This is a genomic window from Clostridium lapidicellarium, assembly GCF_041224415.1.
GTDB lineage: Bacteria > Bacillota > Clostridia > Clostridiales > Clostridiaceae > Clostridium_B > Clostridium_B lapidicellarium.
In genome coordinates this window covers 21,790-40,434 of sequence record NZ_JBGFFE010000007.1, presented here as the reverse complement: position 1 = coordinate 40,434, position 18,645 = coordinate 21,790, and the positions used below count along the sequence as shown (strand labels likewise).

Annotated in this window: 24 protein-coding genes; 18 read left to right on the top strand and 6 right to left on the bottom strand. The window is 35.2% G+C overall.

Annotation, left to right across the window (positions count from 1 at the left end):
- Position 1 precedes the first annotated feature (1 nt).
- The 3 genes from AB8S09_RS06740 to AB8S09_RS06730 are packed head-to-tail and all read left to right on the top strand — an operon-like array spanning position 2 to position 2,066.
- Positions 2 to 1,108, top strand: coding sequence for a phage tail sheath C-terminal domain-containing protein (locus AB8S09_RS06740; protein WP_369868745.1), 1,107 nt, complete (start codon positions 2 to 4; stop codon positions 1,106 to 1,108).
- A gap of 59 nt (positions 1,109 to 1,167) precedes the next feature.
- Entirely contained in the window at positions 1,168 to 1,602 is a 435-nt protein-coding gene (locus AB8S09_RS06735; RefSeq protein ID WP_369868743.1) for a phage tail tube protein, read from the top strand.
- Between the two features lie 56 nt (positions 1,603 to 1,658).
- Positions 1,659 to 2,066, top strand: a complete 408-nt coding sequence (locus AB8S09_RS06730; protein ID WP_369868741.1) for a phage tail assembly chaperone — start codon at positions 1,659 to 1,661, stop codon at positions 2,064 to 2,066.
- A gap of 254 nt (positions 2,067 to 2,320) precedes the next feature.
- On the opposite strand, the gene AB8S09_RS06725 is transcribed toward AB8S09_RS06730, so the two are convergent.
- Positions 2,321 to 2,497 carry a hypothetical protein gene (locus AB8S09_RS06725; protein WP_369868740.1) on the bottom strand — a complete coding sequence of 59 codons (177 nt, stop codon included), beginning with the start codon at positions 2,495 to 2,497 and terminating at the stop codon, positions 2,321 to 2,323.
- A 268-nt stretch (positions 2,498 to 2,765) separates the two neighbouring features.
- On the opposite strand from AB8S09_RS06725, the gene AB8S09_RS06720 reads away from it, so the two are divergent.
- From AB8S09_RS06720 to AB8S09_RS06650, 15 genes are all read left to right on the top strand, one after another.
- A complete protein-coding gene (locus AB8S09_RS06720) occupies positions 2,766 to 3,170 on the top strand; it encodes a DUF4236 domain-containing protein (RefSeq protein ID WP_369868739.1) in 405 nt (134 codons plus the stop codon).
- 23 nt (positions 3,171 to 3,193) lie between these two features.
- Positions 3,194 to 3,775 (top strand): hypothetical protein, encoded by a 582-nt coding sequence (locus AB8S09_RS06715; RefSeq protein ID WP_369868738.1) that lies wholly within the window; start codon positions 3,194 to 3,196, stop codon positions 3,773 to 3,775.
- A gap of 68 nt (positions 3,776 to 3,843) precedes the next feature.
- Positions 3,844 to 6,921, top strand: coding sequence for a transglycosylase SLT domain-containing protein (locus AB8S09_RS06710; protein WP_369868737.1), 3,078 nt, complete (start codon positions 3,844 to 3,846; stop codon positions 6,919 to 6,921).
- Between the two features lie 10 nt (positions 6,922 to 6,931).
- Complete coding sequence (locus AB8S09_RS06705) at positions 6,932 to 7,456, top strand: hypothetical protein (RefSeq protein WP_369868736.1); 525 nt, start codon at positions 6,932 to 6,934, stop codon at positions 7,454 to 7,456.
- A 1-nt stretch (position 7,457) separates the two neighbouring features.
- Positions 7,458 to 8,435, top strand: a complete 978-nt coding sequence (locus tag AB8S09_RS06700; protein ID WP_369868735.1) for an XkdQ/YqbQ family protein — start codon at positions 7,458 to 7,460, stop codon at positions 8,433 to 8,435.
- A gap of 12 nt (positions 8,436 to 8,447) precedes the next feature.
- A complete protein-coding gene (locus tag AB8S09_RS06695; RefSeq protein WP_369868734.1) occupies positions 8,448 to 8,762 on the top strand; it encodes a DUF2577 family protein in 315 nt (104 codons plus the stop codon).
- Positions 8,762 to 9,214 carry a DUF2634 domain-containing protein gene (locus AB8S09_RS06690; RefSeq protein ID WP_369868733.1) on the top strand — a complete coding sequence of 151 codons (453 nt, stop codon included), beginning with the start codon at positions 8,762 to 8,764 and terminating at the stop codon, positions 9,212 to 9,214. Before AB8S09_RS06695 ends, AB8S09_RS06690 begins: the two co-directional genes overlap by 1 nt.
- An 11-nt stretch (positions 9,215 to 9,225) precedes the next feature.
- The gene (locus AB8S09_RS06685) at positions 9,226 to 10,332 is read left to right on the top strand and encodes a baseplate J/gp47 family protein (protein ID WP_369868732.1); all 1,107 of its coding nucleotides are present in this window, start codon (positions 9,226 to 9,228) and stop codon (positions 10,330 to 10,332) included.
- Complete coding sequence (locus AB8S09_RS06680) at positions 10,325 to 10,852, top strand: putative phage tail protein (RefSeq protein ID WP_369868731.1); 528 nt, start codon at positions 10,325 to 10,327, stop codon at positions 10,850 to 10,852. The genes AB8S09_RS06685 and AB8S09_RS06680 overlap by 8 nt, the downstream gene beginning before the upstream one ends.
- A 12-nt stretch (positions 10,853 to 10,864) precedes the next feature.
- Positions 10,865 to 13,084: a hypothetical protein gene (locus AB8S09_RS06675; protein WP_369868730.1), complete on the top strand. Its 2,220-nt coding sequence runs from the start codon at positions 10,865 to 10,867 to the stop codon at positions 13,082 to 13,084.
- A 13-nt stretch (positions 13,085 to 13,097) separates the two neighbouring features.
- A complete protein-coding gene (locus AB8S09_RS06670) occupies positions 13,098 to 13,418 on the top strand; it encodes a hypothetical protein (RefSeq protein ID WP_369868729.1) in 321 nt (106 codons plus the stop codon).
- A 61-nt stretch (positions 13,419 to 13,479) separates the two neighbouring features.
- Positions 13,480 to 14,010: a serine O-acetyltransferase gene (locus AB8S09_RS06665; protein WP_369868728.1), complete on the top strand. Its 531-nt coding sequence runs from the start codon at positions 13,480 to 13,482 to the stop codon at positions 14,008 to 14,010.
- Between the two features lie 147 nt (positions 14,011 to 14,157).
- On the top strand, positions 14,158 to 14,436 hold the full coding sequence (locus tag AB8S09_RS06660; RefSeq protein ID WP_369868727.1) for a hypothetical protein: 279 nt from the start codon (positions 14,158 to 14,160) through the stop codon (positions 14,434 to 14,436).
- A gap of 11 nt (positions 14,437 to 14,447) precedes the next feature.
- Entirely contained in the window at positions 14,448 to 15,449 is a 1,002-nt protein-coding gene (locus tag AB8S09_RS06655; protein ID WP_369868726.1) for a GH25 family lysozyme, read from the top strand.
- An 11-nt stretch (positions 15,450 to 15,460) separates the two neighbouring features.
- Positions 15,461 to 15,934: a hypothetical protein gene (locus AB8S09_RS06650; protein WP_369868725.1), complete on the top strand. Its 474-nt coding sequence runs from the start codon at positions 15,461 to 15,463 to the stop codon at positions 15,932 to 15,934.
- A 31-nt stretch (positions 15,935 to 15,965) separates the two neighbouring features.
- Here AB8S09_RS06650 and AB8S09_RS06645 read toward each other — a convergent pair whose 3' ends face one another.
- From AB8S09_RS06645 to AB8S09_RS06625, 5 genes are all read right to left on the bottom strand, one after another.
- Positions 15,966 to 16,628 (bottom strand): hypothetical protein, encoded by a 663-nt coding sequence (locus AB8S09_RS06645; RefSeq protein WP_369868724.1) that lies wholly within the window; start codon positions 16,626 to 16,628, stop codon positions 15,966 to 15,968.
- A 4-nt stretch (positions 16,629 to 16,632) separates the two neighbouring features.
- Complete coding sequence (locus AB8S09_RS06640) at positions 16,633 to 17,004, bottom strand: hypothetical protein (protein ID WP_369868723.1); 372 nt, start codon at positions 17,002 to 17,004, stop codon at positions 16,633 to 16,635.
- A gap of 53 nt (positions 17,005 to 17,057) precedes the next feature.
- The gene (locus tag AB8S09_RS06635; RefSeq protein WP_369868722.1) at positions 17,058 to 17,552 is read right to left on the bottom strand and encodes a hypothetical protein; all 495 of its coding nucleotides are present in this window, start codon (positions 17,550 to 17,552) and stop codon (positions 17,058 to 17,060) included.
- 82 nt (positions 17,553 to 17,634) lie between these two features.
- The gene (locus AB8S09_RS06630; protein WP_369868721.1) at positions 17,635 to 18,012 is read right to left on the bottom strand and encodes a hypothetical protein; all 378 of its coding nucleotides are present in this window, start codon (positions 18,010 to 18,012) and stop codon (positions 17,635 to 17,637) included.
- A 412-nt stretch (positions 18,013 to 18,424) separates the two neighbouring features.
- Positions 18,425 to 18,577: a ribbon-helix-helix domain-containing protein gene (locus AB8S09_RS06625; protein ID WP_369868720.1), complete on the bottom strand. Its 153-nt coding sequence runs from the start codon at positions 18,575 to 18,577 to the stop codon at positions 18,425 to 18,427.
- Between the last annotated feature and the right edge of the window lie 68 nt (positions 18,578 to 18,645).

The window sequence follows — 18,645 nt, the reverse complement described above, 5'->3', positions numbered from 1 at the left end:
TATGTCTATAAATTTACCACAAATTAATATTATTTTTAAACAACTTGCATCTTCTTTCATAGAGAGATCAGAACGTGGTAATGTGATATTAATTGTAAAAGACGATACAGATAAGACATTTACAAGCAAGGTGTACAATCAGCAAACCGATTTAGATGCAGACAAAGCACTATATACAGCCGATAATTACGCCTATATAAGTGATTGTTTCCTTGGAAAGCCCAATAAGGTTACAGTAGTTAGGGTGGATGCCACAGATGGAGTATTTACGGATGCCCTAAACGTTGTGCAAGGGCTAGAAACGGGCTGGATAGGGATATATGAAGGAACTTCCACACAGGCAGATCAAGATGCTCTTGTTACATTTGTGAAAGGTCAGAGAGCTAATAAGAAAAACTTTAAATGTGCTGTATTTGCACCGACAACACCGCCCAATGATAAGGGTGTAGTTGTACTGGGAAATACCAATATAACATTTAAGGACAGCAGAGTAACACAGACAGGAGATAAGGCAATTCCAACCCTCATAGGATATTTGGCGGGGGCTAATGTAATGAAAGGTACTACTTATACAGTTTTAAGTAACCTTGCTAGTGTTACGGAGCCTGCAGATGTACAGACAGCTATAAATGCAGGACAGTTGATACTTATTAATGAAGATGCAGAAGTTAAAATAGGCGTTGGCATAAACAGTTTGACAGATGCACCAGAAGGATCACCTACGGGCACTGAAAATGATGAATCTTATATTGAAATAGTAGAAGCTGAGGATATGATACAAGATGATATAAGAGCAGCCTTTAAATCCGGATACCTTGGTGTTCTGAAGAATAACCTGGACAACCAGATGTTATTTCTATCAGCTGTAAATAGATATTTTGACAGCCTCGAAACTGCCAATATTTTAGATGATCAGTACGATAATAAAGCCGAGATAGATGTGCCCAAGCAAAGACAGGTTTGGGAAAATGCCGGAACTGATACGAGCAAACTTACGGATGCCCAGATAAGAGGCATGACATATAAAAGAGACATTTACCTTGCGGGAGATGTAAAGATACTCTTCGCAATGGAAAACTTATATTTTGGAATAACAATGCACAATTAAAGAACGATCTTTGGATTGTTCTTTTTTTATATCCAATTTTATAAAAGGAAGTGAAATAAATGGCCAGCGTAGAGAATATAGCAAATAAAGTGCTCTCCGGTACAGAGGGCAAGCTTTGGATCAATGGAGAACAAATAGAGGAAGTCAATAAAGTTGAAATAAAAATTGAAGGAGTTTTTGATGATATTGAAATAGCCGGTGTTTATGCTACTATGGGAAGGTTCATGGGCTGGAAAGGTACTGGCACGCTTACATTGTTTAAGATGCATTCAAGAGCATTTAACGCAATAGGTGCTGCATTTAGAGATGGCAAATTCCCGGATGTAGAGATTGAAGCAAGTGTAACCAATGCACAGACTGGTGAAAGTGAAAGAATTGCCCTTTATGGAGTCCAATTTACACAATCGGAATTTAATTATGAAACCAAGAAATCTTCACAGGAAGCTATTCCGTTTAGATTCATTGACTATGAAATATTGGAAAAATTATCTTAAATGAATGACCCCGTTCGATTTGAACGGGGCAATATTTTAAAAAGGAGAGATAAATTATGGCTGACAATAGCAGTACTAAAAAATTAGGCTTTGCAGATATGATAAAAGCAAAAATTAATAAGGATAAAGAAAAGGAAAAGACGGTTGATATAGAGATTAAAAGTTTGGGCGGTCTTGTGACATTTGTGGCACCCCCTGTCAAACTCATGAAAAAAACGCTTGATGCGGCAGGCAAAAATGATGAAGAAAAGGCGGCACAGGCGCAGAATTATCTTATATATAGCTGCTGCCCGGAAGTAAAAAATCATTACAAAGAGCTTATGAAGGCCTATGAAGTAAAAATACCGTCTGATTTAGTAGATGCTCTTTTTAATGCACAAGAGCAGCAAGAAATAATGAAAAATTTGATGGAAATGTCGGGATTTGATATTAAGGCGATGCAAGAACAAATAAAAAACTCATAGAGGAAAACAATTGGTGGGGTACAATTGCTTTCTATGTTGTCAAAGGAGTAGATCCTAACAGATTTGTAGATATAAGTGAAGAAGAAAAAATATTTTATATAGAAGCCAAAAATCGGTATGAAGAAAAGATATATAAAATTATAAGCAAAGTTTTAGAGGCTTTCTAACAAAGGATAAAAGAGAAGGAACGGAGGAAGAATGTTCAACTGGTTTACAATGGATTAAGGATACCGGAAGCTGATAAAGTGAATCCCTTAATTTTGTTTTCTAACTACAGGTAAAGTATTTTTAAACATAGTCTTTGCGTTATCGTCAGCAAATGGTAAATAAGTTTCTACAAACAAATCATCATTGTTTATATAACCCCCTGTATGATGTATTGCAGGTAGTACAGTCCTAAGTCTTCTTCCTGTCGGTTTATGTGCCCACACTGTAAATCCAAATAACCCCTCTTCAATATTTGACCATAGATATATGTTCTATTCTTATATAAAAAAATTAAGGATAAGAGATATAAGGTAACATCAATTATTGAAGTGCTGAAATATTTTAAAATGGAAGATATGTGGGATATAAATGCTATATACAGGTTAAGAGATGAAGATATAAAGTATATGAAAGATGATTGCTAATTTGATACTTAATGGAAAAATATTCTCCGATTTGATATAATGTGATTATTGAAGGGGGGATATTTTTATGGGTTTAACTTTTAGAAAGTCTATAAATTTAGGGAAGCATATAAAATTAAATTTAAGTAAAAGAGGCCCAAGCTTGAGTGTACATGGTTCAAAACGAGGGAGCATTAATTTTAATAAGCAAGGTATGAGAACTACTATTGGATATGGCGGATTACAATATAGAAAACAAGTACCATGGAACAAAGCAGAAAGTAAAAGACAGCTTAAAAGCCTTAAAAAGCAAGAACAAAACAGAGAATTAAAGAAGACATTCTCAAAATACCCCTTTGCTGTATCTATTTATTTTATAATTACATTCGCATGTATGTTTATTACATTTTACACATTTACATTTAAAAAAGAATTTATTGTATGGCTGATTAGTACTATTATATATTTAGGCTATATAACAAATAAAAAATAAATAGATAGAGAGGGAGATTTATCATGTATAAAAAAGTATTATGCTTATTCGTAATTAGTTTATTTGTTCTATCTTTTGCTGGATGCGGTGATTCTGGAGAAAAGAATTCATCTAAGACTGCGTCACCGACCAAAACTGTACAAAAATCCAAACCCAAAAAAGCAGATTTGCAATCTTTGGTCGCCCAAAACTTCAAAGATGGCAAAATCGTGAAAAGCGACAATGAATTGACAATACAATTTACAGGAAATAACGTCAGCCCAAACATGATGGTTACCGGTGGAATCCCTGACTGTATGAAAGGCTTGAATGCAGTATATAAAAATAGCGATTTTAAAAAATTCAGCCTTATCCATATAAGTATAATGGGGACATTCACTGATAAATATGGGAAGCAAAGCAGAGATAGGGCAATCACGTTTACGTTTGACCAAAGTGAGTTGCAAAAGGTAGAAAATTTTATGGCTTTAACATCGGAGCAGTTTATTGCACTTGAAGGTCAAAACAGAACATGGATAAATGTCGCAGTCAGGCCAGAACTATCCCAAGATAAAATAAATTTATTACAACCGCCAGAATCAGAAGATGTGGAAGGCGAACAATAATATTTCAAAGCTTGTAACTTTATGTTATGGGCTTTTTTATTTTGCAAAAAATAATTGGAAGTGATGATATGGCAAAGCAAATATCTACTGTTTTAAATCTAGTAAACCATTGGTCAAACCCTATGCAGGCTTGTGTAAGAAGCACTTTGGGTTTTACTCAAGTGACAAAAAATGCCACAGCTATAACTAAAGCACTAGATAAAGACGGAAGCAGGGCTGTAAGAAATTATGCCAATGAAGTAGAACATTTGCACAACCGTGTAAGAACTGCTGGAAGTGGTATAAGCACCTCCTTTAAAAACATGGCTAGGAGTGCTATTACCTTTGGCTTAGGTTTAGCCAGTGGACTTAATTTGAAAAGTATGATCGCAAATGCAACAGCAGCACAAAAAGCTACGGCACAAATGAGCACTGTTTTGAAATCCACAGGTGGTGCAGCAGGATTAACCAAGAAACAGTTATTAGATTTGGCTGCAGCACAGAGCAAGGTAACTACTTATTCTAAGGGCGCCAATATAGCAACAGAGAATTTATTACTTACCTTTACAAATATAAAGGGTAGTGTTTTTAAGCAAGCATTGGTTGCTGTAAATGATATGTCTACAGCTTTGGGGCAAAGTACAAAGGCTTCGGCGATTCAGTTAGGTAAAGCCTTGAACGATCCGATCAAGGGTGTAACGGCGCTTGGAAGAGTGGGTGTTAATTTCACATCTGGGCAGAAAAATATGATAAAAAGCCTTGCCCAAACCGGGCAAACTGCGAAAGCACAACAAATAATCCTAAGTGAGGTAAGCAAAGAGTTTGGGGGTAGTGCTGCCGCGGCGGCGAAAACTATACCAGGTCAAACGGCAATTATAAAAAATACATTCACTGGATTGGGAGCCAGCATTGCAACAACGGTTATACCATATCTTTATAAATTTACAACTTGGTTGGGTGAAGAAATTCCTAAAGGCACAACAATTGTTCAAAAATATTTGCCAGGAATATCGAAGGTAATAACAAATATCGTAAAACAAGCCGGACCTGTTATAACTGGAATTGCAAAAGATGTTGGAGGCATTGTATTACAATTGATACCTAAATTCGGAGGCTCAACACAAAACTTAGGGAAAACTATAACAGCCCTTGTAACAGGTCCACTATATGGGTTAAGAGATGTACTGGACTATTTGAAGAATCATATGGGGCTTACTAGGGTAGCATTAACTGGCTTTATAACGGCCATAGGAACTATAAAAATCACCAAGACCATTACTGATATGGGACAATTTATTAAATCATTTAGAGATGCAAAAAAAGCAATAGATGATGCCAGAAAAGCTACAGGAAATCTTTCAATTGTACAAAAGGTTGGGGGCGGATTCTCTAAAATTGGGAGTTCTATAAGAGCAAGTCTTCCTACATTTACAGATTTAAGAATAGCGGCTTCTTATGCAGGAAATGCGGTAAAAAAGGTAGGTGTTAATATCGGTGCTGGATTTAGTAAAGGTATAAGCTCCGTAAGAACTTTAGGATCTAATTTATTAGGTGTAGGTAAAAATGCACTTATAGCGGCGAAAAATGTTGCTTTAATGGGTTTGGGAATAGCAAAGCAAGGAGCAATATTTATTATAAACGCTGCAAGAATGGCAATATTCAAGGGAGCAACGTTGGGAATAGCTGCAGCTCAAAAAATTGCAGCAGGAGCCCAGAGACTTTTAAATTTGGCTATGAACGCAAATCCCATCATAAAAGTAATATCCGTAATTATTGCATTGGGGAGCGCATTGGTGGTTCTATACCAAAAAAATGTATGGTTTAGAAATAAAGTAAATGCCGTATTCGCATGGTTCGGGACTCTTCCCTCTAAATTTAGGGGATGGGCACATGATATGATCAATGGATTCGTAAAAGGGATCGAAGAAAAATTTGCCCCAATTAAGAAAGCTGCCAAAGGAATAGCAGATATAGTTAAAAAGTTTCTGCATTTCTCAAAGCCAGACGAGGGACCGCTTCAGCAATATGGGCAATGGATGCCCGATATGATAACAGGTATGTCAACAGGTATGACGGCAGCATCACCGATCTTGTGGAGATCTACCAATAATATGACTGCCGGTATGGCAAATACAGTACAGGCATATGTAAACACCGGCAGACCATCCGGAGCTAATTCTGTAAATGGTATTGCTAGTGGTGTTAATGCAGCATCACCAAATGCATGGAAATCTACAAGCAATATGACCGCCGGAATGTCAGGAAGATTAATGATTTTCACCAATAGCTGTAATCCTGTTGGTATAAGTGCAGTAAATGAATTGGCTAAGGGCATTGCTAATAGTGGAGCACAGAGCAATATACTTTCCGTAGTAAAAACATTAACAGATAAAGTGATAAACGCTTTTAGGAATGGCTTTGGAATAGCCTCCCCTTCAAAAGTATTTTTTAAGATAGGCAATTATATAGTACAAGGTTTTATAAATGGGTTAACCAATAAAGATATGGGAAAATTTATTAAAAAATGGATAGGCAGTATAACGGGTTCCGTAAGTGGAGATTTATCGGGTTGGTTAACTGCGGCAATGGCAATAACAGGAACCCCTATGAGTTATTTGCCGGCGCTGGAGAGCATAGCAATGCATGAGTCCGGAGGCAATCCTAAGGCTATAAATCTTTGGGATATAAATGCGATAGAAGGGCACCCATCTAAGGGCCTGATGCAGATGATAGACAGCAGTTTCAGCAGATATGCTATACCTGGTTTGGGGGATGTCTGGAATCCAGTAGCGAATGCGGCAGCATCCATAAGATATATGATTGGTACCTATGGAAGTATAGCAAATGTTCCAGGCATAAGAAACATGATGCATGGAGGCGGATATGTTGGTTATATAGGCGGTACAGATAATGCCAAGAAAGGTTTTGCGGCATTAAGTGAAAACGGAGAACCAGAATTAGTTGTGGGTAAACAATATAGATATTTTGAAGGCGGAGAACAAGTTGTAAATAGTAAGAGGCTCAAATCCTTGCTTAATAAAAGCGGAGAAAGCAAATTTACCGTAAACCTGAATGTCCAAGGCAATGTTATAGGCAATGAACAATATGCCAAGGAAATGGGAGAATATCTTGGGAATACCGTTATATCTGCTATAGAAAATATGTAGAGGTGGTTTTATGGATATATATTTTAAAAGCTCGGATGGAAAGGAATCATATCAATTGCCTATCCCTCCAAAAGATATGCCGGAAGTACAAAGAAGTTCAAAGAATGAAGAATTTGAAAGCTATCAGGACGGCAACTATTCATTATTAGGGAATGTTACTTTAAATACCTTTTCTATAGAGTCATGGATGCCAGAATATGCAAATAAGTATGATTATGCCAGAAGCCAGATAAATCCATATTTATTAATAAACTTATGGAATAATGCAATGGACAAGAAAACACCCATAGAATGTATCATGATGAGAGGTAAAAATGAAAATAATATAAGCCCTACAATTTTAGATTGGTATGTGAGTGTAGAGAGTTTAAGCTGGTATCCAGATAAGGCAAAAGATATACAGTTCAAGGCAAGCTTTAAAGAGTACAGGATACCTCTTGTTATGACAGGCAACCAAAAAAAGACTATAAGTGAATCATTGCAGTCTATAGGTAAGGTTGTATTTGTAGACTTCGGCAAGGATATAAGGTGGTAATATGTGGTATTTAAAAACAGATTACATGGTGAATGGCGATAATGATGGAAAGTTCAGGGATATAATGCAGTATTCCAATAACCTAAAGTGGACAGATGATATAGATACGTTGGCTGTCTCTCTAGAATTTGATAGTTTGCTGGATTTAGCGGAGGGCAGGAGCCATATAATGCTCAAAAAAGATAGTTCATTGGTATTCTATGGGGTTATAACTAAAAAGACAAATAAAGACAAGCAGAGTAGTTACACTGCGCAAGATTATGCCTTTTATTTAAATAAGAATGAAGATATTGTGCAATTCAATAATGCAGATGCCAAAACGGCAATATATCAACTCTTGGGTAAATATTATATCAGCGGTGCGGTTTTGCCCTTAGCTACGAAGATAACTAAATTTTATAAAGGTAAAACTATATCGGATATTATAAAAGATATTGTTTCTCAGTGCTCGTCTGAAATAGGTGAGGATGTATTCATGGAGATGCGAGGTATCGTTTTATGGGTAGATAAGGTTAGCAATTTAAAACTTGATTGTAAATATATACTTGGTAATGATTTCTCCGTAGATAGAAGCATGGAGGAAATGTATAACGCCGTAACAGTATCTAGCAACAGTGAAAGTGAGGCTGCTATATTGGCACACGTTGAGGACAATGATAATATTAAAACTTTCGGGAGGATGACAAAGGTTCTATCGGTAGACAGCCAAAATGAATCACAGGCAAGGAATACAGCTCAGAATTATTTAAATGCTTATGATGCCACCAAAAGAGAGCTTACATTTAATGTGGTGGATGTATATGGATGTGAAAATTTACGAGCAAATAGAAAATTGAACGTGCAGATACCTAAATATGGCGTAAGCGGATACTACAAGGTCAAGTCTGCAGAACATACATTGGCAGATAACATTCATAAAATATCTGTCACTATAGATTTTAGTAATGCCAGTTTTAATGATCCGACACAATCGAGTTAGGAGGTTGATATTATGGCGAGGTGGGATGTTAGACTAGCAAAACAATTTAAAAAAAGAGATAATGAAGAAAAAATAGGTGCCATAGTCGGTATTGTGGAGGGAATTGATCCTTTAACTGTTAGTATATATAACGGCCAGGGAATTTTTTCTGGGGATAAATTATATGTAGCTAAAGAATGTACGGAGTATACAATGCAAGTTACGGTTACGACAGGTGACGGAACATATACAGGCACAGCAAAGCATGAAGGACTAAAAAAAGGTGATAGAGTAGCCTGTGTAGCTACAGATGATAATCAGAAATTGTTTCTATTGGGGGTGATGTAATGGCAAACATATTCCCTTTAATTCCAGGATTACAAGAGCAAATAGACAGTGCAAATGGAGAACCAACCAAAGATATACAAGAGCTTGGGAAATGTTTTAAATTTGATTTTAATACAAACTCTTTTGTTTTGGAAAACGGGAAATTGGTTGAACTGGATAAAATAGATGCCGTGAAACAATGGATAAAGCTTATTCTAAATACCTATAAAGACAAGTTTAATGTATATACGGACAGCAATTTCTATTGTAACGTAAAAGATGTATCTGGAAAAAGATTGACCCCCGATATGCAAAGTAAAATAATAAGTGATATAACAAGCTCTCTTCTGACACATAGATATATAAAGTCAGTGGGGAATTTTTCATTTTTGCAAGAAAGAATGAATGTGAACATAAACTTTGATGTGACGCTTGCCAGTGATGAAGAAATAAGCATATCAGAAATCATATAGGGGGTGAATTTATGTATGAAGATAAAACAATAGATAGTATACACCAACAGATATTAGATAATATATCAGATGATTATGAGAAATCTCCCGGGGAACTTGCCTATGATTTATCAAGAGCTTTTGCAATAGAAGAAGCTCTAATATATTCCGCTCTATCTCAAATTGTAGATTTGATAGATGTAGATAAATTAAGTGGAGAAGATTTAGAAAAATACGTATACCAGAGAAAGGGAGTTGTAAGAGTACCTGGAAGTTATGCAAAAGCTCAATTAGCTGTAATCGGGAATGGCACTGTATCCAAAGGTGATCTATTTGAGACACCTTCTGGCATACAGTTTTCTTGCGTAGATGGTAGTACTGCAATAAGTGGGACAGGGCTTGTAAATGTACAATGTACGCAAATTGGTACCATAGGTATGGTAGGAGCTAACAGCATTACACAGATGCCGGTTACTTTGCAGGGAATTACAGGTTGTACGAATTTGCAGGCAACCACAGGAGGATATGAAGCTGAATCAGACAGCCATCTTAGAGATAGGTACTATCAAGAATTACAGGAGCCTTCCGCAAGTGGGAATATGGATAATTACAAGCAGTGGGCAGAAAGCCATACCGGAGTTGGAAGGGCAATGGTATTTTCTCTATGGAATGGTGACAATACCGTAAAAGTTGTAATTACAGACAGCAACCAAGGATTACCAGACCAGACCCTTATAAATGCAGTGCAAGAGTATATAGATCCTAAAGGAGAAAATAACAATACTTGGGGAGTTGGGGCAGGGGCAGCACCTCTGGGAGCATATTGTACTGTAGCAAGTCCTATAGCTAAAACTATAAATATAAATGTTCAGGTATCCAAGGATGCAAATTATACAGATGATGAGGTAAAACAAAACATAACGGATTATATAACTGGATATCTACAAAGCATAGCTTTAGATGAAGATAACAATTATGTATCTTATGCAAAGGTAGGTAATCTTATTTTAAATGCCAATGGTGTTATGGACTATTCCTCTCTAACTATAAATGGTGGCAATGCTAATATTCCTCTAAGTCTTACAAATGAGAGCTGTGAGATACCAGTACTTGGGGCGGTGACGATTACTTATGTTTAAAGATGAGTTAATTAATAATCTACATGAATTGTATAGGAATGACCCATATATAAATTCCATATTTAATGCTACAGGAATTACTATGGACAATCTGGCTGAGAATATACAGGATGTTTTAAATCAATATGATTTTACTAAAATGACATGGGGCATACCTATAATGGAGAAAATACTGGATTTTAAAACTAATTCCAATACCCCCATAGAAGATAGAAGAGCACAACTTGAAGCCAGATGGAAAAGTAATGGGAAATCTGATATATATCTGTTGCAGAGCCTTGCTAATAGTTGGAAAAATGGAGATTGTAAAATTTCTTTTGTTAACGGGAAAATACAGGTACAGTTTATAGGTGAGTATGGAGTGCCAAATGATTTAGACGGTTTAAAGAAAGCATTGGATAAAGCTAAACCCGCACATCTGGCAATATTATATAGCTTTAGATATCTAACTATAAGTGAAGTGGAAAATATGACTATAACACAGCTTGAACAAGTTCCTATGAATAATTTTGCATTTTAAGGAGATGAGAATATGTCGACAAATACTGAAACTTTAGGATTATTTAAATACGATTCAACAGCAGATGCAAACAGTAACTTTAATGTGAAGCAGGCATTAAATGATAACTGGGACAAGGTAGATACCAATGCCAAAGATACAAATACAAAGTTTGATGATATAAATAAGGATTATGTTCGTATGCCGGGAGTAGGGGTAGCAACTGCAAGCGGGAATAGTTATTCTATATCTACAGACCCAGCCCCTACATCTTATGTAGATGGCATTGGCGTAATGGTAAGAATACAATCCAATAGTACAGGTTCAGCTACATTGAATTGGAACGGATTAGGAGCAAAGGCATTAAAAAATTCCAGCGGAGAAGATGTAAGTTTAAAGAAAAATGCAATATACTTCTTTAGGTATAGTACAGCTACAGGCAATTTTATTATGGTGAATGAAATCCCTTCTTCTATGCCTGCAAATGGTGGAAATTCCGATACCGTAGGAGGTAAAGGCCCTGGTGATTTCGCAACAGCTGCGCAAGGTACAAAAGCAGATAATGCCCTACCAGCCAGCGAAGTAGTAACAACCCCAACCGCAAATAAAGTATTACGATTGGATGCAAATAAAAAGTTGCCTGCAGATATTACGGGGGACGCAAATACTTTAGATTCCCATGATTCTACTTATTTTGCTAAACAATCCGATTTAAACAGTTTAGCAGGTACGGGAAGAACTACAGAAAACATAAAGCAGAACGCAGACAATATAGCAAGTTTAAGTTCGCAAATGGCGGATATTGCGAATAAAGTAAAAGGAATAACAACACTAGATGAATATACAGATTATGCAATTAAAGATTCTAATGGAAACATAACAGATTGGGCACCAGCTTTTCAGAAAGCAATAGATGATGGATATACAAATTTTGAGCTTACAAGAGGATGGTATATGATACGACAGCCTATTATTTTTAAATATAACTCAGGCCCGCGATTAGTTTCAAGAAGTGCACTTAAACAAACGGTATTTAATGTATTTATGCCAGAGGGGTATGAAGATAGAGCTGTACTTGAATATAAACATGATGATACAGGAAATCCAAATTATTCAGGTATTGAAATTAAAGGGATACATCTAATAGGGAATGATAGTACCTGTCATGGAATATTTTTGCAAGATGTAGCTTATTATGACCTTGATTGTGTGATTGAAGGGTTCAAAGGAGCTGGGCTTCTACTAGATAAGTGTCAAGATTCTAGTGCAAAATTAGTAATTCAGAATTGTGGAAGAACCAGTGGAGATTATTCATCTTTAACTGATAGGGCGGATAATTCTAAGACATTATATGCACCACTTCATTTTATTTCTACTGTTTCGGGAGACCATTGCAATACGCTTAGATTTAATGATTGCCAAATAGAGCAGAATAAAGTATCACCGTATGTATGGATTCATGATGCAGGAGCTATTGGAATTACATTCAAAAGCCCACATATAGAAACAAGAAATAGTGAAGATTTTAATAACTTTGATTTTCTAGTATCTGATGCAGCTGATATTGAATTTTTAGATTGTAATGTTTCTGCGTCCATGAGAAATGGAGTAGTTATCAATGGTGGAGGTAATTATAACTTTACAGGAGGAAGAAATATAAAATCAATTATTTGTACTCATTCAGGCATAACTATTAGACTTATGGTAACAAATATTAATGCAGATATTGTTACTCTACTAGGTCAAGGCGGCTCGCATAAATTTACAAATAGTTTTATTAATACATTAAACATTTCTTATCATGGAAATGGTATGGCAAATTTTATAGGCGTAGAAATTAACACTTTAACACTAGATCATAGTGGAGTTAATCCCCACAAGATTAATTTTATATATTGCAAAATTAAGTCTATTACATCAGATGTAAACGCATCAAATATAGAATATTTTAAATGTCTTATAACTGGTGTAATAAATAGCCTTTCAGTTGCAACGGATTTTATTAAGTGTGATTTATCGGCAGCAACTATAGAAAGCATGAGCGTAATATCAGGATGCTCATTTATACCTCATAATAATATAGTATATGTAGATACGGTACCGATTTATGGTGGATGGAGAAAAGGAGACAAGATTGTTAATACAAGTGCTGTAAATACAGGAGATGTATATATGTATCTATGCATACAAAATGTTTCTTTAACTGGTTCTTTTGATACTAATGCTTTTAAACCTATAGTAAAAATACAATAGAGGAGGTAATAAAATGGCTTTACAAAAAAACATGACAATAAGTTGTGTACTAATAACAATGGAAGGCCTACTTATAAGAAGTGAGGATAAGCAATTAGATAATTGCTATATAAAAATAGATGATTATAAAGGAGACAAGACTTCCATTAATGTTACGGTAGGCATATATAAAGATAAAACTCTTACTCAAAAATATAACCAAAAACAGTATACTTTTACACCAGACATATCTGATTTATCTAAAAATTTTATTAAACAAGGATATGAATATCTTAAAACATTAGATGAATATAAAGATGCTGTTGATTTGCTAGATCAAGGACAAACTTCATAATACTTACATTTTACCTTATGTTGCAGTATAATAAATATATCGTAAATATAGGGGGAATACTATGATAAAGTTAAGATTGGATTGTAAGCAGTCGGGTTTTAAAATTAAGGCTGTATGGGTATTAACTTGGTATAGATTAGGTAACAAAATTTATTATTCTAAAATTCCACAAACAATAAAGAAAATACTTTTAACATTACTAAGAATTTTGCAAATTATTTTAGTAGAAATACCTTTCAATACAGAGATACCATATAAAGCGATTATAGATGGAGGGTTAAGATTACCTCATCCATATGGAATTATAATACACAGGAACACTACTATAGGTAAAAATTGTACTATATTTCATCAGGTTACTATAGGGGCTATAGAAAAACAAGAAATTGTAAAGATTGCTCCACAAATAGGAAAAAATGTTTATATAGGAGCTGGAGCTAAAATTCTAGGGAATATTAAAGTTGGCAATAATGTTAAAATTGGTGCAAATGCAGTTGTTACGAAAGATGTACCTGATAAATATACTGTTGTAGGAAACAATATTTTGATAAATAAAAATATAAAACAGAAAGCTATGCAAATATATAAATAAACGAATAATAATGCGAAGTAAATGGACAAGGGTTTAGATTAATTTCTAAGTCCTTTTTTAATACAAAAATTTAGGAGGCTAGATATGCATTATACATCTTAAAAAATAAGAAATCATAAATTGTTTTACTTGAAAGAAGGAATGATAATGGAAATTATTGGAACGGTAATATCTGGTATAGCAGTTATTGTTGCAATTATAAGCTTAAGCCGACTTTACACAAAAGACGGCAAAGACAATACTAAAGGTTTGGCAATAATAGAAGCAAAAATTGATGTTATGGGAGGCAATGTAAAAGATACACGTGATGATGTTAAAGCATTAGGAGTAAGGCAACAAGATATGGGGGAACGATTAGCGAAAGTCGAAGATTCTACGGCATCAGCTCATCACAGAATAGATGGATTGGAAGAACAAATAAAATAAGAAGGGATAAAATGGAAAAGAGAATAATAACATTTATTGTAGCACTAGCGTTTACGGCTGGCGTTTTTTTTATACCCGCAAATGTACAAGCCACAAACATATACAAAGGTGTGGACGTATACGAGTATAGCAACATTTCAGATTACCAGCAACTTAAAAATTCTGGCGTAAGTGTGGTAATCCAGAAGGCTAGCGAAGGCATGACTTATAATGATAGCCTTTTAAGTTATAGAGCTTCTATGCTCCCTCAATACGGTTTTAAGGTGGGATATTACCATTTTGCCACAAATAACGGTCAACCAGTAGCACAGGCACAACACTTTTTAAACCAGATACAGGGGCTACATTTAGACACAATCTTATGGCTGGATATAGAGAATCAGCCGAATTGGACAAAATCTCAGGCTATAGATTTTACAAACAAATTTATAGGCTATGTTCAAGGCAGAGGTTACAAGATAGGCGTTTATACGGGGCTTTCATTCTACTATGAATACTTATCTGGAAATATCGGGAACGTACCTATTTGGCTCGCAAGCTATGGAAAACAGCCAGTACAATATCCAGATGCCGCAAGCTGGCAGTATACAGCCGCAGGAACAGTTGCAGGCATGGTTGGTGACGTAGACAGGGACTACTTCAACGATTCCATATTTACAGGAGTCATACCAACCAAGGAACTTACTACGCTGCAAAAACAGATTTGCGCCTTACAATATCAACTGAACAATGACTACAATGCAAAACTCTTATGTGACGGTATAGCAGGAAGAAATACTTCGGCGGCATTACAGGGGATTGAACCTTTGATAACTAAGGGGCATAAGTCTCATGTAGTTTTATGGTTGCAGCAGAAACTTGTTATGTATGGATATTTAAAAGAAGGCTCATACAAGCCTATGACATATGATGAGCCTACATTCCAAGCAGTTACAAATCTCCAGAAAAATTGGGGTAGAGCTACAAGCGGAGTATTGGGACTTGATACTTGGTCGATATTTTTGAATAATTAGGAGGCAATAAAATGAATAACGTATATATAATATCTGGTGTTGCAGTAGTTGTAATTCTTCTGTTTGTATTTGGGTACCTACGATATAAGAAAATAGACATCACGGGTCTGTTTGACATGGCCCTAAAGATTGTCGGCGGAGTGGAACAGTTGTATTTATCTGGCCAGCTTTCTGCCGCAGATAGGAAGAATACAGCCATAAAAGGGTTGACTGATTTTCTAGCAAGTAAAGGCATAAAGGTAAGCGATACCCTTGTAAATGTTATAAGCTTAATTGTGGAGTGGGCTGTAAAGGAAAGCGATTCTGCCGATATAAACAAACTCATAGACGCGAAAATTGCACCGATACAGAAGAAACTGGATGCGACCACAAAGGAAAACACAGAACTAAAAGCCAATATAAGCACCTTGCAAAACAAACTTTCTACTGTACAAAGTGCAGTGGCTCCAGCTGTCGTGAAGGATACAACAACTCCACAGAAATAGTTTTAGCCCGGTAGGTTATCCCCACCGGGCTTTATTTTTTATTATGTTTCTCTAAAAACGATTTGAAATATTTTTCTTCCGCTTCTTTACGGGCTTTTATGGCATCTTCTAGCTCTGTAAAATAGCCTAATATGTGTTGTTTCTTTTGAAACATTATATAGCTTATCCATTTTTCCCTTTTCTTGCTCCAACCTACTCCTTTTATTCCACTTTTGGTTACTTTAGATTTATTATTGCTTATTAATTTTTTAATAATAGCAATGTTTGTATTGTCCACAGAATTATTTTCTTTTATATCCTCCAAATGTTTCATTACCATGCATCCGCACGATCTTGTCATGCCTAGAGTAAGGCTCTCCCTCCTAACTATTACTATATTGCCGCAATCACACTTACATTTCCATAAAGAATGTTGGTATTTATCTACTCCTGCCTGCTCTAAAACAACTAATTTCCCAAACCTCTTTCCAACTAGATTAAAGTTTTTCTTCCTATGTTCTTTTAGTCTTTCCTCCCTTAGACATCCACATGACTTTTGTCCGCCTTGTAGATTTGAATTTGAGACATAAGCTATATTCCCGCAGTCACATTTACACTTCCATATCACAGAATTATGTAAATCCCTTTTATCCGTTATTTCTAATACCATTAACTTTCCAAACCTTTGACCGGTTAAGTCTTTTATCCTTCCCATTTTTCTATGCTCCTAAAGCGTATTCCAATAATTCTGGATAATTTTCAAATATATCATCCCACTTGTCAAGCCCTACCAATACGGGTTCATTTGAGTTATTGTCACTTCTGTTGTACTCAATTCTATTTTCTTTAAACACAACTTCTATATTTGCATCTAAAGGTATTTTTTTCTCTTTTGCCCATTCTTCATCACAAAGTGCTTTTTCTGCCGGGAGAGTAACACTTTGAATTTCTTCTACAAAATAACTTTTAATGTAATTACGCATAATAACCCGTATTACAGCGTTCCCATCCTGTATTTTTCTTTTAGCTACTTCTCTAAATATTCTTTTCTCCGAACTATTCGCCCGGAGATATATTCTATCATCTAGCATTTTTATTCCCTCCTTCTGGCAGTTTTCTGGATAACTGCCAACCAAAATATTTTCTAATATAACGAACTTTCCATACCACAACTTGTAAGTAATAGATTTTCAACATGCTCAAACTCTTCAGTATATTCCCCGTCTTCCTCGTGATATCCTCTGGTATGGACAACATCATCCATCCATATCATATCTTGCTCATCAATCAGTTTGAAGGGTTCTTCAAACATCACTTGACCGTTCACTATAATAGTAAGGAATATTTCTGGGTAATCCCCTTTCTCTACCTTCAGTTCTACAGAGTTCCCATTCATCTGGAACTCTGTACCATCCAATCCTAATACACCATCTATATATTTTTCTTCCTGCAATACTAACCAGTATACGCCCTGGCCTTCGCCTTTTTCTATTTTAAACCCTAGTTCTTTACTTGCCTCTCGAATTTCTTCCTCTTCGCCTAAATCTGCAAAATCTAACTCAATCTGTCCATATCCGTCTAATCCTTTTTCTTTAATAGCTCCCTTAATTTCATCTTTTAAAATTTTAACATTTCCCATTTTTAAAACCCTCCATTATTTTTTACTTTCTTTATCTTATAATGCTATTATACGCCCATGTACGTACAATGTCAATACTTTTTTATAAGTTTTTTAAAAGTTTTTTAAGGGGTTCTTTATAAATTACTGGCTTCTTTAATTTCATATCTACATCTTGCCAAAACTCTAGGAAACAAGGTGTCCCAGATATGTAATTTATAATAGCATCTATTTCTTTGAACGAGGTGTAGTAAAGGATAGCTGTTTTCTTGTTTATATTAAGCTGTGGAGTTTTTAAACTAACTTTTATGTATCTATGTAATATATTGTTGATAGAATTTATTATTATGTAATTGCCATATATCCTTAGCCTAAGTCCTCTATATCTTTCTCTCTTATTTTTACTCATATATCTAGTTGAATAGTCAAGCCTCCCATGCAGTTCTATATATGCCTGCAAAAAATCAGAATAATCATCCAAAATAGGTATATTTCTCTGATCTGCATTTCTTTCTTCCCACCCATATTGCTTCAATTAGGTATAAATACAGGCCTTCTGGTGAGATCCACACTCTCACAAAAGAATTGAAGCCTTTGCTATGCATTTAGGTTTGGAGAGTTTATATTCTTATAGTAATAAAAGCAGCAAGGTAAAGCTGCATTATATTTTATCAAAAGTATTGACTAGCAGCGTATAAATGGTAAAATATAATTAAATAGAGATATTAAATGTATAACAGACAGTAAAAAGTTCTCTTTCGTGTAATTTAAAAAATGTTTCTTATGTGTGGTAAGAAACAAACATGAGGTTAGCGCTTAAATCATTGTGCCATTTTGAAATAAGGAACCTCATGAAAGTCTAAGAGCCCCTAATTTATTTAGGGGCTCTTTCTCTATTCATTATCTTTTATTCCATAATGATCTTTTATAATTTTACGTACCATTCCACTAACAGACCTATCTTCATATTCGGCTTCTTTTTCAAGCATTTCATATACCTTTTTAGGAATAACAGCTGTAACTATTGTATTTTCTTTTTTTATCATACGTCTCACCTAAATAAAGTATATAAAAGGTTTATAACTGTGTCTTAAAAGTTATAAACAGTTAATAA

Coding starts and splice junctions, on each gene's coding strand:
- AB8S09_RS06650 (WP_369868725.1), top strand. CDS start 15,461: ATGAATAACGTATATATAATATCTGGTGTTGCAGTAGTTGTAATTCTT.
- AB8S09_RS06695 (WP_369868734.1), top strand. CDS start 8,448: ATGGCGAGGTGGGATGTTAGACTAGCAAAACAATTTAAAAAAAGAGAT.
- AB8S09_RS06740 (WP_369868745.1), top strand. CDS start 2: ATGTCTATAAATTTACCACAAATTAATATTATTTTTAAACAACTTGCA.
- AB8S09_RS06635 (WP_369868722.1), bottom strand. CDS start 17,552: ATGGGAAATGTTAAAATTTTAAAAGATGAAATTAAGGGAGCTATTAAA.
- AB8S09_RS06675 (WP_369868730.1), top strand. CDS start 10,865: ATGTCGACAAATACTGAAACTTTAGGATTATTTAAATACGATTCAACA.
- AB8S09_RS06665 (WP_369868728.1), top strand. CDS start 13,480: ATGATAAAGTTAAGATTGGATTGTAAGCAGTCGGGTTTTAAAATTAAG.
- AB8S09_RS06655 (WP_369868726.1), top strand. CDS start 14,448: ATGGAAAAGAGAATAATAACATTTATTGTAGCACTAGCGTTTACGGCT.
- AB8S09_RS06735 (WP_369868743.1), top strand. CDS start 1,168: ATGGCCAGCGTAGAGAATATAGCAAATAAAGTGCTCTCCGGTACAGAG.
- AB8S09_RS06710 (WP_369868737.1), top strand. CDS start 3,844: ATGGCAAAGCAAATATCTACTGTTTTAAATCTAGTAAACCATTGGTCA.
- AB8S09_RS06640 (WP_369868723.1), bottom strand. CDS start 17,004: ATGCTAGATGATAGAATATATCTCCGGGCGAATAGTTCGGAGAAAAGA.
- AB8S09_RS06700 (WP_369868735.1), top strand. CDS start 7,458: ATGTGGTATTTAAAAACAGATTACATGGTGAATGGCGATAATGATGGA.
- AB8S09_RS06670 (WP_369868729.1), top strand. CDS start 13,098: ATGGCTTTACAAAAAAACATGACAATAAGTTGTGTACTAATAACAATG.
- AB8S09_RS06660 (WP_369868727.1), top strand. CDS start 14,158: ATGGAAATTATTGGAACGGTAATATCTGGTATAGCAGTTATTGTTGCA.
- AB8S09_RS06720 (WP_369868739.1), top strand. CDS start 2,766: ATGGGTTTAACTTTTAGAAAGTCTATAAATTTAGGGAAGCATATAAAA.
- AB8S09_RS06625 (WP_369868720.1), bottom strand. CDS start 18,577: ATGATAAAAAAAGAAAATACAATAGTTACAGCTGTTATTCCTAAAAAG.
- AB8S09_RS06685 (WP_369868732.1), top strand. CDS start 9,226: ATGTATGAAGATAAAACAATAGATAGTATACACCAACAGATATTAGAT.
- AB8S09_RS06690 (WP_369868733.1), top strand. CDS start 8,762: ATGGCAAACATATTCCCTTTAATTCCAGGATTACAAGAGCAAATAGAC.
- AB8S09_RS06645 (WP_369868724.1), bottom strand. CDS start 16,628: ATGGGAAGGATAAAAGACTTAACCGGTCAAAGGTTTGGAAAGTTAATG.
- AB8S09_RS06715 (WP_369868738.1), top strand. CDS start 3,194: ATGTATAAAAAAGTATTATGCTTATTCGTAATTAGTTTATTTGTTCTA.
- AB8S09_RS06705 (WP_369868736.1), top strand. CDS start 6,932: ATGGATATATATTTTAAAAGCTCGGATGGAAAGGAATCATATCAATTG.
- AB8S09_RS06680 (WP_369868731.1), top strand. CDS start 10,325: ATGTTTAAAGATGAGTTAATTAATAATCTACATGAATTGTATAGGAAT.
- AB8S09_RS06730 (WP_369868741.1), top strand. CDS start 1,659: ATGGCTGACAATAGCAGTACTAAAAAATTAGGCTTTGCAGATATGATA.